Source organism: Proteus appendicitidis, assembly GCF_030271835.1.
In the GTDB taxonomy this organism is placed as follows: Bacteria; Pseudomonadota; Gammaproteobacteria; order Enterobacterales; family Enterobacteriaceae; genus Proteus; species Proteus appendicitidis.
On record NZ_CP127389.1, the window covers coordinates 1,970,244 to 1,986,170 of the forward strand.

Here is a 15,927-nt window from a genome sequence, read left to right on the forward strand (position 1 = left end):
CTGACTTAACCAACTTTATGTTTTTATATTTGACGATATTGAACGTAATAACAAGTATTCCCTCTCATTTAGTTGTTAAAAGTACCGATTTTACCTCTTTTATGACATTCGGTTTTTTAGTTGCTTTCTTTAGAATACACGCATCTTAAAGCCGTAAGATAATTTGTAGAATATTTAAAAATTAAGAGAAATTATTGAAATGAAAACATTAAAAACAGAGAGACTTATACTACGCCCATGGAAACTTTCTGATGCATCAAGTTTGTATCAATATGCAAAAGATGAACGCATTGGTCCCATTGCAGGTTGGCCAGTACATAAAAACGTTGAAGAAAGTGCCGAAATTATTCGCACTATATTTATGCGTGATGAAGTTTATGCCGTTACGTTAATTGATGATGATCTTGCCATCGGCTTGGTTGGATTATCTTTCGCAAATGAGAGTAATTTCCCGATTGGGGATAATGATGCTGAAGTTTCTTATTGGATTGGTGTGCCATTTTGGGGGAACGGTTTAATACCAGAAGCCGTCAAAGAAATCAGTCGCCATAGCTTCGAAACACTGGAATTAGATAATTTATGGTGTGGCTATTTCGCTGATAATGAGAAGTCACAAAAGGCACAAGAAAAATGCGGATTTAAATTTCATCACGTTATTGAAGAACAATACGCAGAATTTTTAGATGAAGTGAAAGTTGAAAATATTTGTCGCTTAACTAAAGAGGAATGGGTTGAGATCCAAAAACAGACCTATTAAAACAAAACACCAGATTGTGAAATTCACATTATCTGGTGTTTTTTAATATTAACAAGGCAATTTAATTAAGCACTTGCTAATGCTTGGGATAAATCAGCAATTAAATCTTGTGGATTTTCTATTCCAATAGATAAACGAATAGTTGTGTCTTGAATGCCAATGCTATGTCGTAATGTTATTGGTACACCCGAATGCGTTGTTGAACCAGGATGACAAGCTAGAGATTCCGTTCCACCCAGACTTACTGCAAGTTTAAAAATTTTCATTGCATTAAGAAAACGGAAAGCTTCACTTTCGCCACCCACAATATCAAATGAGAAAGTTGATCCTGCACCTGTACATTGTTTAGCAAAAACCTGAGCTTCAACAGAATTTTTATCGGCAAAAGGTAAATAATGAATTGCTTTTACTTTTTCGTGTTCACGCAGAAATTCTGCAACTAATAATGCATTCTGATTGGCTTTTTCCATTCTAATTTGTAACGTTTCTAAAGAACGACCTAGCATCCAGCAAGAATGAGGATCTAATTGTGTCCCTATTGCCCCTCTTAATAATCTGATTTGATTAATAAGTTCACGAGATCCCATTGCAGCACCGGCGACTAAATCTGAATGTCCACCAACATATTTAGTTAAAGAATAGACTGAGACATCAGCACCTTGTTCTATCGGATGCTGATATACAGGGCCAAGTAATGTGTTATCACAGACAATAATAGGGCGATAGCCTTGCGCTTTTTCTAATTGGTCCGCAACGTTCTTTAATGCTCCAATATCAACTAATGAATTAGTCGGGTTTGCAGGAGTTTCTGCAAAAATAACGGATACGCGCCCTTTTTGACTGGCTTTATCTGCTTGTTCTTGAATAAGTGAAAGGTTTAGCCCATCAGTAAATGGTGTGGCTTGGATACCAAATTTAGCAAGTGTTTTGGCAATTAACGTCTCTGTTCCACCATAAAGCGGCTGTGAATGTAAAATAACATCACCGGGCTGTGTTAATGCCATTAATGTTGTGGTAATTGCGGACATTCCTGATGAAAATAATACACAAGATTGTGTATTTTCATAAACAGCCAGTCTATCTTCAACAATTTCACTATTAGGTTGATTAAAGCGAGAATAAACTAAACCTGCCTTTTCACCTTCTGGTAAAGGTTTTCGACCACTTACGGTATCAAAAAAAGCTTTACCCTCTTCTGCACTTTTAAAAATAAAGGTAGATGTTAAAAATACAGGTGGTTTAACGGAGCCTTCAGAGAGTAATGGATCATAGCCATAACTCATCATTAGTGTTTCTGGTGATAGTTTATGCTCGCCGATATATTGTTTTTTCAATTGAGTGTCAGTCATTTTTTTATTTCTTATGTTTAATGAAGGATCTTTATCATACTGAAAAAAATTCATGTTGTTAGAATGTTTTATATAGAATAAAAACCAGCAGTTATATAAACATATCGAGTTTAAGCATAAATATAACGCTAAATAAAAGGTTCTATTCGTTGAGTGGTATTTAATCAAGGTTATTTGACTAAATAAAAGTTGATTATTCTAGTTAAAAAGAAGGAAAAAACAGTAGGATAAACTTAAAGATAAAAAGAATGCGTGTTTCTTTTTACCTTTAAGTTAAGGGACGTTACCAAGCTCTTACCGCATCACCTTTATACATTTCCTTGAATTTTAACTCGATTTGCCTTGAATGCAGAACTGAGACTAATTTTTTTATATTCTCATCATTTTTGTTATCTTCACGCGTTACAATAACATTAGCATAAGGTGAATTCTTATTTTCTAAGATTAATCCATCACGAGTTGCAATAAGCCCTACTTGAGAGGAAAAATTATTGTTGATTATAACCATTGTGATATTGGGATCATTTAATGCTTCAGTAAGCTTAGGTGAGTCTACTTCAACAAAAGTGATTTCTTTTGGGTTATAGATAATGTCATCTACTGTTGGCGTGAAACCAACATTATCATTAAGAGTAATGAGATTATTTTCTGCTAGTAATAAAAGTGCGCGCCCTTTCATGCTAACTTCATTTGAGATTGCAACGACATCACCAGGTTTTAATTCATTTATATCGCTAATTTTTTTAGAATACGCGGCTAAAGGAAAGATATATGTTTTGCTGGCAATATGAAATTGGTAGCCATGCTCTTTTATTTGAGCTTGAAGATAAGGAATTGATTGAAACGCATTCGCATCAACTTCTTTATCGCTCAATGCCTTATTAGGCTGAACATAATCATTGAAAGCAACAACCTCAACATCTAACCCTTCAGTTAATTTCGCTAAACGAATTACTTCATCCCAAATCACTTGATCAGGCCCTGTATTAATTGCCACTTTTACTTTATGTGTATCTTCTTGTGAACAAGATACAGTAAATAGTGATATTGAGGCTAGAAGTAAACCTGTAATAATTTCCTTCATATCTCCCTCTTAAACAGACTTTGATAAAACAGCGCCATAAAAATCATTTTGATTAAGAAATATCCTAACAGTAGATTAATAACAAGGAACAAGAAATGATACAAGTACCTAATGCAGATAAAGAAAGGAATATTATTTATATTTTCACAATACATTGTTTTATAAAACAAAAAAAGGACACATCATAATATGATGTATTTGTTATTTAATTGTAGATTTATTCATTAATGATTTTGTCTATACAATTATCAGAATACGCATCTTCTACACTAAGATAAAATGATTCAGTTACACAATAGCTATTAAATCGCCATTTAAACTGAATTTCATCACCTTTTTTATGTTCTAAAATAGAATAACTTGAAAAGCGGATTGGCGTAGTTTTTTGTAGGTTGTTTCCTACTTTTTCAGCGCTTAACAATACAACGTGGTTTTTTTTCTCAATAAATTTGAAATCAGAGATAGTGATATCTGTACCTTTAATCTTATTGTTGAAAAGGCTCAACGCATTAGCATATATGGATGGAACAATATAAGCTTTTTGATCACTTCCTTTGATATAAACAGTTACCAGATCAACAAAGGTTGAATCATTTAATGCTCGTCTAGATTTAACGACGACATCAGGAACACCATCACCATTAAAATCGATAAGATTTACTCCATATTCGAGTTGAATATCAGTTGCTGTTGAAACAAATGGTAACGATAAAAAAAGTAATCCTAGCCCAAGTTTTAATATATTACCCATTTTATTCACTTCTTTGTTGCTTATTACTTGCGCATCAGACTACTTTGTAACAGTAATTAGTCAAGGGGTTTTATGTTTCAAAACAATACAAAATTTACATTTATATCATATATAAATTATTTTCATGGCAACCACTATACTTATTTGACTATTATAAAAAGAATGTATTTTTAGTGATTATATTTTTTAGATTTAAAATTTATCTTTAATATAGAGCAATATAATTTTTAAGGTCGCTAATTCTTTCTTTCGTTTTATCTTTTAAGCAACTGCTATATACCATTGGTGCCAAACTTCCACCTTGATAATAGTCAGCTTCATATTGGCAAGAGAGGTCTCTAAAATTAATCCAAACCAATTGGGCTTGTTTAAGCTGAGCTTTTCGACCACCATCTAATTTGGTGTAATATTGTTGATAAATATGGTTAAGCTCTTCATCCTTTTGTTGAAAATCTTGATATGCACATTGATTAATTTCAGTCTGGGTTGCTGCATTTCGACAATCAAAATTATCTGCTTGTAAATGTATAGACCAAAATAGTATACCGCCAGATATTGCACCGAATAGGATAAGTTTTTTCATCACACAGTCCTTTTTTTGATTAAAAATATCGCTAAAGATATTTACTTTATTCCTTTACTACTTAATTTAAAGATAAAAACAAAGTAAGCTATTTATCATTTTAGCAAAATTTCCTAGATGACAATTACGTGAGGACAATACAAAAACACTCTATTTTAAATAATCCAATTTAGACGAAAATATTTAATTCTGAGCAATTATGCTAATATTTAGTTTAGAGAAAATGTCTATTTAATACAAATTTAAAAAAATGATAACTCAATATCTTTTTTCTTTAACAATAAATGTCATTTGTAAAAAAATAAGTAAAATAGTAGTCATATTCTATTGTTTGGTTTTTTGTATTGAGTCACTTTTATTGAAATACCTAATCAATCTTACTTTAACAAGAAACTTGTTTTGTCAGCGCCTACTTAAGCAAGATTTAATAAAATCACTTTAATTAATTAGACTAACCAGTCTAATTTATAATACTCACGGGTCTATGTGCCCATGGTGGATTTTTCAAGATATGAAAAAATATTTCAAATCAATTTAGTTTTGTTTAGGGCTTGTCACTCTTATTTTTGTGATAATCATTCGTGGTGGTCAGTATTCTGATTTTGAATTGAATGAGCATGCATCTACGATAACACCGATTAGTTTTGCTTATAAAACAGACACTTTATCTGGAACATTAATTTCATCTAATTAGAGCAATACTGTAGATAACGCCTAAATGAGCGTTGCTCTTTAGACGTTAAAGTGTAAAAACATTATAAATCAATTTGATATTCAATAATTTCTCTGATTTTTATTAATGCATCACGCAATAAATTAATATCAATTGAAGCTAGTGCAATACGAATTGCATGAGGAATATTGGGCGTTGTGGCATAAGGTTCCGCTGTTGCAACAGATATTTGTAACTGATGTAATGAAGCAACAATTTTATCGGCTCTAACTTCTTCAGGTAAAGGTATCCATAAAAAATAAGAAGTTGGATGATGAATATAAGAAAGCCCTTCAAATATCTCACTCACTATTTTTTGTCGCTGCTGTGCATCTTTGCGTAATAAACGTTCTAATTTATCAACAACCCCGTCTTTCACCCATTGGCAGACAATGGAAGTCATTAGTGCCGGTGTATTCCATGTGGTTACTCTCATTGAACGCTCTAACGATGAAATAGAGTTTGTTGGAGCAACAATAAACCCCACTCTTAATCCAGAAGCGATATTTTTAGAAAATCCCGAAATATAAAATGTAATATCTGGCGCTAAGGTAACAATTGAAGGTGGTGCTTTGTTAACTAGAAAAGCATAAGTCGCGTCTTCAATGATCATAAAATGATATTGTCTTGCCAAAGTAATTAATTGTTGTCGCTGTTTTAATGTTAATACCCAGCCCATTGGATTATGAAGTGTGGGAATACAATACAGTGCGCGTATTGCCCTTTTTTTGCATAGCTCTTCCAGTTTATCTAAATCTGTTCCTGTAGGTGTTATGGGAATGGGTAATATTTCCAAATGATGAGCGAGTGCCGCTAATTTAAATCCGGGATAACTTAATGCATCTACCGCTACAACATCTCCCGGTTTTAAAGCGCTTAATAATGTAATCGCGATACCTTGTTGTGCGCCGTTAGTAATAATAATATTTTCAGGTTCAACGGTGATTTCTTTACTTTTAAGATATTGAGAAATCACTATTTTATCGTGTAGTTTGCCGCTATGTGGCTGATAGCGAAGTAATGATTCAATTTCGCCTGATGTCGATAATCTTTTTAGCTCGGTACGTAATAATTCAGCTTGAATAGGCAATGAGGGATAATTGAAATTAAGATCCAACATATCAGCTGCCGTAGGATTTTCTATTCCATGATTTAGCGGAAGTGACAATTCACGAACAAAAGTTCCTCTCCCTGTTTCACCAATGATCAAGCCCATACTTTCTAATTCAGCATAGACACGGCTTGCTGTTGCAAGAGACATTTTATGCTCTGCGGCTAAATGTCGATGTGTGGGTAAACGCGTACCGGGTAATAATTTACCTATACGTATTTCACTCGCTAATTTATCAACTAAAGACTTATAACGGGGCTGAACCATAGACATTGTATCCATGACAATTATTTGATTGTCATAATTGTGTTCCATAAGATGGAATTCAGCAAGTTACATCGTAGATACAAGTTTTATATAAATAGATTTTTATATATCTGTTGCTATTGCGAAAATTGTAATTAATTGTTTTTTATTGAAATTTATCATAATAAAAATGGAAAATCGTATGCAACAAATGAAGCAAAAAGAGCGGAAAAATGGCTGGATAAATGGATTTATAGGTATGTTGATTTTTAGTGGATCTTTACCCGCAACAAAAGCGGCTGTATTAGGTTTTGATCCCTTATTTTTAACCGCGGCAAGAGCAACAATTGCAGGGCTATTATCTTTAGCAATGTTGCTGTTATATAAAGAAAAACTACCTACCTTTAAACAGTGGATTTCATTAACGGTTGTCTCATTAGGTGTTGTTGTCGGTTTTCCATTATTAACGGCGATTGCGCTACAAGAAATAACCTCAGCACACTCCCTTGTTTTTTTAGCTTTATTACCGTTATCTACGGCAATTTTTGCGGTAATACGGGGTGGCGAAAAGCCTCGCCCTATTTTTTGGTTTTTCTCTATTATTGGTAGTTTATTGGTGATGGGCTATGCTATTTCTCAAGGCGGAGCATCTTCAATCAGCGCAGATTTATTAATGATAGCGTCAGTCATCGTTTGTGGTTTAGGTTATGCCGAAGGAGCGACTTTAACGAGAGCATTAGGCGGATGGCAGGTTATTTGTTGGGCATTGATTGTATCTTTACCTCCAATGCTAATTCTTAGCTTTATTCTTATGCCTGAACATCTCGCTACAATTAGTATTTCGGCATGGGTAGGCTTAGGCTATGTCTCACTTTTTAGTATGTTGATTGGTTTTATATTTTGGTACAAAGGATTATCGCAAGGTGGGATCGCGGCAGTAGGACAACTTCAATTATTGCAACCATTCTTTGGGTTAGGCTTTGCTGCTGTATTGCTTCATGAATCTGTCAATTTATTGATGTTATTAGTCACCATTGGTGTTATTTTTTGTGTTGCTGGCTCCAGAAAATATGCTTAATTAAAAGCTTGCTTTTAAAAACTATATTTTTAAAACTATAAAACACGCTAAATAGGGTTATTTAGCGTGTTTTGTTTTTTGAGAACCAAAAGTGAGTGCTTTGCGCCCTTCTTTAAACGTAATAACGTTAAAGACAGATGATCAAGGTGTGTGATTTTTATCAAGCTCTCACTTTTTATATATCAATTAAATTTCACACTTGGTTTTTAAAATAGCCGTTTTTCTATGATGATCTAGTGCTAACTCAATTAATTTAGTAATTAATGATTGATAGCCTAAACCTGCACTCTGCCATAATTTTGGATACATACTAATATTGGTAAAACCAGGTAGTGTATTTATTTCGTTAATCACAACACGATTATCTTGCGTTAAGAACACATCTACACGAGCCATACCTAAGCAATTAAGCACACGGTATGCTTTTAATGCAACTTGGCGAATATGCAAACTTGTATTTTCATCCATTACCGCTGGGACAATAACTTTAGCACCGTCTTCATCAATATATTTTGTGTTATAGGCATAGAAAGCATCGTTTAATACGATTTCACCACAAGGACTAACTTCAGGATCTTCATTACCTAAAACAGCACACTCTATTTCACGGCCTACAATAGCACTTTCAACAATCACTTTAAGATCGTATTCAAAAGCCATTTCTAATGCTGCACTGAATTCTTCTTCATTATTAACTTTGCTAATTCCTACAGAAGAACCTAGGTTTGCTGGCTTTATAAATAAAGGAAGCCCTAATTGGCGAACCATTTCGTTGTAAGGAATGTCATTAATTTGATGCGCCATAATAGTAATAAATGGGGCAACCGCTAAACCTGCACCATCAAGTAGGCGTTTAGTAATATCTTTGTCCATGCAAGCTGCTGAACTCATGATATTTGGTCCTACATAAGGCATATCAATCATGTGTAATAAGCCTTGAAGTGTTCCATCTTCACCGTACGCACCATGGACAATTGGGAATACAACGTCAATTTGAGGTAATGCCTGACCATCTTCAAGTGAAATAAATTGGTTTTTTACACTACCAGGAATAATAGCAACCGCTCTTAAAGGTTTGCTTAATGAAATAGTTTTAGGATTATCGCTATTTAGTAAGTAGTCAGTTTCTGAATATTCATGCCACTGACCTTGTTCATTAATACCGATTAAGCAAAGGTCGAATTTCGTTCGATCTAATTCATTAATAATATTTTTTGCTGACTGTAATGAAACTTGATGTTCTGTGGATTTACCACCAAAAATAATAGCGACTCTTAATTTACTCATTTTCTAACCTTTTATAGGACAGCTATAGCGAATAGGTAGCAATATATCATGATAAAAACCCCCAATGTAGGTAGATAGTTCTTATCTGCGAAAAATTACGATAAAATGATGAAATTCTATGATTTTGCGTGTTAAAACATCACTATTTTAAGTTATAGAGTTTCCATAACGATAACACACAAAATGACACCTTTTATCTCTTCTATAAGATTGTATGTAATAACGCTATCTTGATAGAATCACGCTACCGATTAACGTTTAAACTTAGAGAAGGAGGCTAATTATGTTTTTGTGTGATCTTATTGAATACTCACACTTCTTTGGTAATCGCCACAGCTCAGGCTTTCACAGTAATTTACTGCGTTAACCTGCCTGAGCGACGTTAACTATTACCTCTCCTCAGCTTACAGGGTTATCGCTTGATATTGCCCAAGGCGTTGTTACGCCTAAAAATGAGTAAGCTATGAGCACATTATTATCTACACAAAATCTGTCTTTCCATAATAATCACGGTTTATTATTAAACGATATTTCTTTAGCACTGATTAAAGGTGAGAAGATTGGTTTAATTGGTTATAACGGTTGTGGGAAAAGTACTTTATTAAAATTACTTTCACATCAATTATCACCAAGTTCGGGTGTTATTTCCGTCGCTAATCAAACGGTTATGGCATATATAGAACAACACTTACCCACTGAATTACAGTCAATGACTTTAATGGATGCTGTACTTCATAAATTACCTAAAGAATACAGATTATCTGAAGGCTGGCGAGCTGAGTTATTGCTAAGTGAAATGGGATTTAAACTTCACGAAAAAGATCTGCTTGTTTCGCAATTAAGTGGTGGCCAACACACTCGTTTATTATTAGCGAGAGCGTTAATTACGGAGCCTGATTTATTATTACTTGATGAGCCAAGCAACCACCTCGATTTACCCACCATTTTATGGTTGGAAACATTTTTAAAACAGTGGCGTGGTAGCTTCATTCTGGTTTCACATGATAATACGTTATTAGACAACGTAACGAATTGTACATGGATTATTCGTGATAAATCGCTATCTATCTTTCGATTACCCTGTTCTCAAGCTCGAGTTGCACAAGAAGAGCAAGATATCAGTGCGCAACATCGCTATGATGCACAACAAAAAGAGATAGATAGAATAGCCCAAAGTGCGAAGCAACTCGCAATATGGGGGCACGTTTATGATAACGAGAGTTTATCTCGTAAAGCCAAACAGATGGAAAAACATATTGTTCGTTTAAAAGATGAGCAAACCGACGTGACGTCTGGAAATCAGTGGGTATTACAGTTTTCTGGTACGACATTACGTGCGGATAGGCTTTGCGAATTAAATCAACTTGCTGTTATTCCTGCTGAAAATACACCCGTTTTATATACTGTTGAAAATCAGCGTATAAAAAGTGGTGATCGAGTAGCAATAATTGGAGCTAATGGAACAGGTAAATCATCATTATTAAAGATGATTTGGTCACTGAGTTTAGTTGATATAAGTGAACAAAATGCAATAAAGCTGCATCCCCGCGTTGAATTGGGTTATTACGATCAAAAAATTGCTCAATTAGTTGATAATGATACCCTTTCTGATGCATTAAAACCTTTTGCACCATTAACGGATGAACAGAGAAAAATGGCACTTATTAATGCTGGCTTTGTTTATACGCGCCACGGGCAGAAAGTGAGTACATTAAGTGGTGGTGAACGCGCGCGTTTATTGTTTGTTGGTCTGAGTTTAGCAAACTACTCTTTATTAATGTTGGACGAGCCTACAAATCATATCGATATGGAAGGCAAAAAGGCATTAGCTGAACAAATTAACCAATTTCCTGGTGGTGTTTTATTAGTTAGCCATGATAGAGAATTAATTGAAAATAGTTGTAATCGTTTTTGGTATATTCATAATGGCATTTTAACGGAACATCATGATATTGAAGTGATTTATCAGCTTATCTCTGAAGAGGAAATATCAGAAGCTCCGCGAGTGGATAAACTCAATAATTTGCAAAATATCTCATCGGCTCCATTAGTTTCACATCACGATGATGATGAAAAACTCTTTAAGTTAATTGAGTTAGAAGAGAAATTAGAAGCTGATTTAGCACGTAAAACTAACCATCAAAAACCTGCTTTACAAGCGCAATGGAAGTTAGAGATTAACCAGCTAAAGCAAGCACTTAAATTGATATAAGATAGGTAAGATTTTGTTTAAATTAAAAGGATCACAATGTGATCCTTTTTTATTTATTCTTATTTTAATAATTGATATTCAATAAGATATAAAGATTTCGTTGTCGGATAAATATCGTTGATAAGCGCTTTTAACACTGGAAGTGTCATACCTTCCTGTTGTGCGTGATATTCATTGATATCATCATAACGTAAAGGCGATACCGCGATGATTTTCAATTTTCCATAATGAGTACGATGTTCATTAGCAAATAATTCAACAATGCTTCCCGGTTTGTAATTACTTTCACTTTCATCTCGGATCGTAATCACTTTTTTTTCTTCAAGAATGGAAGGGATTAAACGCTCAAAAAAAGTAATTTCTGTTGGTATTGCTGACATAATATTGACTCATAAATTTATTGATAAATTGCTGATTATCTTATCATGCAACAACTACTTTTTATTCTTTTTTGCCCACAGCGGTATTATTTAAAGTTTCTCTCTGAAGCAACTTAGCTTTACGCTCAATCCCCCAACGATAACCGGATAATTCACCATTTTGTCGAATAACTCGATGGCATGGAATGGCAACTGCTAGCTTATTGGCGGCACAGGCATTTGCAACTGCGCGATATGCCTTAGGCGCTCCAATTTTGTCGGCAATTTCTTGGTAAGTCATCGTGCTACCAAAAGGAATATCTAATAATGCCTGCCAAACTTTTTGCTGAAACACAGTACCTTGGATATCAAGAGGTAAAGATAAGGGTTGTTTGGGTAATTCAATAAAACCGATGACTTGTGCAATGATTTGCTCAAATTCTTCATTGGCACCGATTAATTCGGCCAAAGGGAATTGTTTTTGCAAATCCTCTAATAACAGCTCTGCATCATCTCCTAACATAATGGCACAAATCCCCTTTTCACTTTGCGCCACAAGGATACTTCCCAAAGAGCACTGAGCGATAGCAAAAAAGATAGCAATATTCTTACCACCTGTACGCCAATTTGTTGGCGTCATTCCTAATATAGCCGTTGCATTTTCATAGAAACGGCTATTAGCATTGAAGCCTGATTGATAAATCGCATCTGTAATACTGCCATCTTGAGCTAATGCTTTTTTTATTAATTTTTGACGATAAGCATTGGCATAATCTTTTGGCGTGATCCCCATCGTTGATTTAAAGAGACGATGGAAATGATATGGGCTTGCCATAACATGCTCTGCAATACAGGCAAGAGATACGTCACCGTTATTTTTTTCAATAAAACGACAGGCTCGCTCAATAAGTTGATTATGTTTATTTTCCATTATGGTAGTCCTTTAAATACGGAATTATGGCTATTATTGACAAACATAATAAATAAAGAACTCCGTTTATTGCTCAATCACTCTGGTTCTTTAGATAATGCCCATAGATACAGTGATGCCGTGGAACCATAGGGTGAATAACGTTTTCGGTAACGTTCGAAGCGTGCTTTATCTAGCGTTTTATGGCGATAAAGACGCATAATTCCGCGTTGAATAGCTAAGTCTCCCCAACTTAAAATATCTGGCCGATTAAGCGAAGAAATTAATAGCATTTCTGCAGTCCAAACCCCGATACCTTTTAGTTGAATTAACGTATCGATAACCTCTTTATCTGTCATCTCAGGAATTTTATTTAGATCTAATCTTTCTGAAATAACGGCATCAGCAATACCGATAATATAACTAGCTTTGCGCATAGTCATTCCACACTGTTGTATCTCTTGTTCTGATAATTTGGCGATATGTTCTGGTGTGTAAATACCGTCACATAAATTGAGTAATCGCTGGTTAACGGTTGTTGTTCAATAATGTTTTTAACTAATGCTGTAAATAGATCCGGTGTTAAGGGGCGCTTAATTTCTCCTATTCTTTCAATGAGTTTAGCTAAGCGCTTATCGCGTTTTTTTAATGTATTTATCTCTGTTTCGCCATACTTAAAGTGCATAAGTTAACTTAATTTAAATAGAATATTTGTGTCAGTATAACGTGAAAATAAGTGTACTACGCACTCCATTTCTTGCTTTTTTGAGTTTTACACCGTCTATCATAGGCAAACAAAGATAATATTTAGCAGAAGTTATTCAATAAAAATATCATTACATTTGAAAACTATAATTTTATATTAAAAGTGATAAAAATATAAAATTTAAATTACCGCCTATACTTTATTAGATTTTTTAAATTTTTACTTAGGTCAATTCTTGGTTATTCTGTAATTTCAGGATTTAATATGAAAAATTATACACTCAATTTACAAAACAAAGCTGATGCGCTGGCAATAATGAAGAAAGCCATAAGCTTTACTATTCCTGCCGCATTAAGAGTTGCTGCTAAATTAAATATCGCAGATTTATTAAAAGAAGGTTCTAAGAATATTAATGAACTGGCCGAAAAAACAAACTCAATACCTGTTGTTCTAAATAGAATATTAAGAATGTTAGCTTCTGAAGGCATATTCTCTGAATCAGAAGGATCTCGCTATTCTCTTGCTCCTGCTGGGTACTTTTTATTAAGTGATCATCAATATAGCTTGCGTGATGCCGTATTAATGTTAACAAATGAAACGTTATGGCGCCCAGTAGGTAATGTTGTTGAATCAGTTCAGGGTAACCCCGCTTTTGAAAACTTATATGGCATGTCTTTTTATCAATATTGGCAAGATAATGTAAGAGATGATCATGATTTTCAAGCAGGTATGAACTCGCTTTCAAAAATAGAAAATTATTTTATAATTAAGCATTATAAATTCCCAGATAATAAAATAGTGACAGATATTGCTGGAGGATTAGGTGGATTATTATTAGAAGTCTTAAAAGAAAATCCTACTTTAAAAGGACAGTTGTTTGATCACCAGCATGTATTAGAAAGAACGAAGCTAGTTGAATTAGGTGATGATAGTCGTTGGAAATTAATTCCTGGTGATTTATTTGAAGATTATCCAGAATCAGATATTTATTTAATTAAATATATAATTCATAATTGGAATAATGACAACGTTATCAAAATTTTTAAAAATTTACGTAAAGTAATGAAGGAAGGTTCAAAAGTACTTATTATTGAACCTGTTATTTTTAAAAAGAATATACCTGATATCGCTAAATGTATGGATTTGATTTGTATGAGTGCATTTCATGAATCGGGTGAACGTACTGAAGAAGAGTTCATTGAATTATTAGATAACGCAGATTTAAAAATCAATAAATTTATTAAAACAGAGACATATAATTCAATATTAGAAGTAGTTATTAAATAATAAAATTTTTCTCTAATAAATTATTGAGATCAAAAAAAGGTCACTTTACAGTGACCTTTTTAACTAAAAGTATATTTTTATGCGGTTAACGCTAGTTTGGCACCAAAAAGTAAGAACACTGCGCCAATACAACTATTTGATAATGAAGCTAACCGTTTGTTATGTTTTACTTTATTAGTAATAGCAACACCGCCAAATATAAGAACTGATAAATAAAGCATACTGCATGTTTCTAAAATCGCACCTAATACAAAGAATGGAACACCTGCACTTTCATACTTAGGATCGATAAACTGAATAAAGAAAGAAACATAGAAAATGATCATTTTAGGGTTAAGCATACTTAAAAATAACGCCTTAACATAAAGACCATCTTTTGCTTTTACTACGACTTCAGACACTTGTTCTGGCGTCTCTTTTTTCTTTTGGAACGTTGCATATAACGTTTTTAACCCTAAATAGGTTAAGTAAAGTGCACCCGCGTATTTAATGACAATAAAGAAGACGGGTGAAGTCTTGACTAATGAAGCAACCCCCAAAAATGCCAAAAAGATTAATAATGCATCACCCGTGAAAACACCAAGAGCGGCTTTATACCCCCCTTTTACGCCATGCTTCGCACTGGAAGTAAGGACGAAAATCGAGTTTGGACCTGGTACTAAAGTAATAAAAATAACGCCTAAAAGGTATGTCCAAATATTTGAAATACCGATACTTTCTAACATACGACGCCTTTTTTAAAAAAATAACATGCTGAATATGTGAGCTATCATATCCACAATAATTTTTTTGTAAAACAATAATCTTTATAATAGATAAAGATAAGTTAATTACTCTGCTTTTGAATGTGAAAAGCAGTTTGTAAGCCTTTTTTTGTTATCAATTTTAGATTTAAAAACCAGTTTGAATTCTAGTTATAGTATGATGCTGAAATTAAAATTTATACAGATTTAGCATCTAATTAAAGTCATTTAATTGGAGCTATAAACTGCATTGTGGTTTAAATTTAGATGTAATATCCTATTGTTTGTTTTGTGTTATGGTTCATTATTCTTTTTGTGATCTTGAGCGATATTTTATTTTTAACATTAAAATATCCTTATTGATTAATCTTATGAAAAATAAGTGTTTTTATTGATATCAGGTGCGTTAATTAGCACGAAAAGAGAGAGAATAAAAAAGATTATATTTACCAAAACCATTATTCTAGGTTGTTTTTACCGTTATTTTGCATTTATCTCCACACCAGAGATGGAGTTACGCCATTTTGCTCAAAATGAGATTATTGCAACTGAAGATTACATTGATAATAGTGATGAACATCACCCTGAGCGAATTGCATATCATGCACAAGCGACTTTTTATGATAATTTTACGCAAACAGGTAAACTAATAATAAAATGGGTTACTGTTGGTGTGACATCGTCATCTTTATTATGTGAATGAGTTGCACAAGAGCTTGTTTACGAAAAGCGGAACCTCTATTAACGCCTTA

Annotated in this window: 14 protein-coding genes and 1 pseudogene; 5 read left to right on the top strand and 10 right to left on the bottom strand. The window is 33.6% G+C overall.

From position 1 onward, the window contains the following. The first annotated feature begins 199 nt into the window (after positions 1–199). Positions 200–757 carry a GNAT family N-acetyltransferase gene (locus QQS39_RS09220; RefSeq protein WP_285805824.1) on the top strand — a complete coding sequence of 186 codons (558 nt, stop codon included), beginning with the start codon at positions 200–202 and terminating at the stop codon, positions 755–757. A 65-nt stretch (positions 758–822) separates the two neighbouring features. On the opposite strand, the gene QQS39_RS09225 is transcribed toward QQS39_RS09220, so the two are convergent. From QQS39_RS09225 to QQS39_RS09245, 5 genes are all read right to left on the bottom strand, one after another. Beyond that, a complete protein-coding gene (locus QQS39_RS09225) occupies positions 823–2,106 on the bottom strand; it encodes a cystathionine gamma-synthase family protein (protein WP_151435137.1) in 1,284 nt (427 codons plus the stop codon). Between the two features lie 283 nt (positions 2,107–2,389). Beyond that, positions 2,390–3,190 (bottom strand): MetQ/NlpA family lipoprotein, encoded by an 801-nt coding sequence (locus QQS39_RS09230; RefSeq protein WP_151435138.1) that lies wholly within the window; start codon positions 3,188–3,190, stop codon positions 2,390–2,392. A gap of 217 nt (positions 3,191–3,407) precedes the next feature. Next, on the bottom strand, positions 3,408–3,941 hold the full coding sequence (locus QQS39_RS09235) for a carbapenem self-resistance protein CarG family protein (RefSeq protein WP_285805825.1): 534 nt from the start codon (positions 3,939–3,941) through the stop codon (positions 3,408–3,410). Positions 3,942–4,146: 205 nt separating this feature from the next. Then, the gene (locus QQS39_RS09240; RefSeq protein WP_151435140.1) at positions 4,147–4,524 is read right to left on the bottom strand and encodes a lysozyme inhibitor LprI family protein; all 378 of its coding nucleotides are present in this window, start codon (positions 4,522–4,524) and stop codon (positions 4,147–4,149) included. Positions 4,525–5,279: 755 nt separating this feature from the next. Continuing rightward, positions 5,280–6,614: an aminotransferase-like domain-containing protein gene (locus QQS39_RS09245; RefSeq protein WP_285805826.1), complete on the bottom strand. Its 1,335-nt coding sequence runs from the start codon at positions 6,612–6,614 to the stop codon at positions 5,280–5,282. A gap of 181 nt (positions 6,615–6,795) precedes the next feature. Here QQS39_RS09245 and QQS39_RS09250 point away from each other — a divergent pair, with 181 nt between their 5' ends. After that, a complete protein-coding gene (locus QQS39_RS09250) occupies positions 6,796–7,671 on the top strand; it encodes a DMT family transporter (protein ID WP_285805827.1) in 876 nt (291 codons plus the stop codon). A gap of 186 nt (positions 7,672–7,857) precedes the next feature. On the opposite strand, the gene ddlA is transcribed toward QQS39_RS09250, so the two are convergent. Next, the gene (gene ddlA, locus QQS39_RS09255; RefSeq protein ID WP_151435143.1) at positions 7,858–8,958 is read right to left on the bottom strand and encodes a D-alanine--D-alanine ligase; all 1,101 of its coding nucleotides are present in this window, start codon (positions 8,956–8,958) and stop codon (positions 7,858–7,860) included. A gap of 463 nt (positions 8,959–9,421) precedes the next feature. Between ddlA and QQS39_RS09260 the strand changes: the two genes are divergently transcribed. After that, positions 9,422–11,170, top strand: a complete 1,749-nt coding sequence (locus QQS39_RS09260) for an ABC-F family ATP-binding cassette domain-containing protein (RefSeq protein ID WP_285805828.1) — start codon at positions 9,422–9,424, stop codon at positions 11,168–11,170. Positions 11,171–11,229: 59 nt separating this feature from the next. Here the strand turns inward: QQS39_RS09260 and yqfB are convergent, their stop codons facing one another. The 3 genes and pseudogenes from yqfB to QQS39_RS09275 all read right to left on the bottom strand — a co-directional run bounded on the left by yqfB (position 11,230) and on the right by QQS39_RS09275 (position 13,124). Then, positions 11,230–11,550 (bottom strand): N(4)-acetylcytidine aminohydrolase, encoded by a 321-nt coding sequence (gene yqfB, locus QQS39_RS09265; RefSeq protein WP_151435145.1) that lies wholly within the window; start codon positions 11,548–11,550, stop codon positions 11,230–11,232. Positions 11,551–11,611: 61 nt separating this feature from the next. After that, positions 11,612–12,460, bottom strand: a complete 849-nt coding sequence (ada, locus tag QQS39_RS09270; RefSeq protein ID WP_285805829.1) for a bifunctional DNA-binding transcriptional regulator/O6-methylguanine-DNA methyltransferase Ada — start codon at positions 12,458–12,460, stop codon at positions 11,612–11,614. 77 nt (positions 12,461–12,537) lie between these two features. Next, positions 12,538–13,124, bottom strand: a pseudogene (locus QQS39_RS09275) (DNA-3-methyladenine glycosylase family protein). A gap of 285 nt (positions 13,125–13,409) precedes the next feature. On the opposite strand from QQS39_RS09275, the gene QQS39_RS09280 reads away from it, so the two are divergent. Beyond that, positions 13,410–14,432: a methyltransferase gene (locus QQS39_RS09280; protein ID WP_285805830.1), complete on the top strand. Its 1,023-nt coding sequence runs from the start codon at positions 13,410–13,412 to the stop codon at positions 14,430–14,432. A 77-nt stretch (positions 14,433–14,509) separates the two neighbouring features. On the opposite strand, the gene leuE is transcribed toward QQS39_RS09280, so the two are convergent. Beyond that, positions 14,510–15,157: a leucine efflux protein LeuE gene (gene leuE / locus QQS39_RS09285; protein WP_151435148.1), complete on the bottom strand. Its 648-nt coding sequence runs from the start codon at positions 15,155–15,157 to the stop codon at positions 14,510–14,512. A gap of 400 nt (positions 15,158–15,557) precedes the next feature. Between leuE and QQS39_RS09290 the strand changes: the two genes are divergently transcribed. Beyond that, positions 15,558–15,878 carry a hypothetical protein gene (locus QQS39_RS09290; RefSeq protein ID WP_151435149.1) on the top strand — a complete coding sequence of 107 codons (321 nt, stop codon included), beginning with the start codon at positions 15,558–15,560 and terminating at the stop codon, positions 15,876–15,878. Positions 15,879–15,927 lie beyond the last annotated feature (49 nt).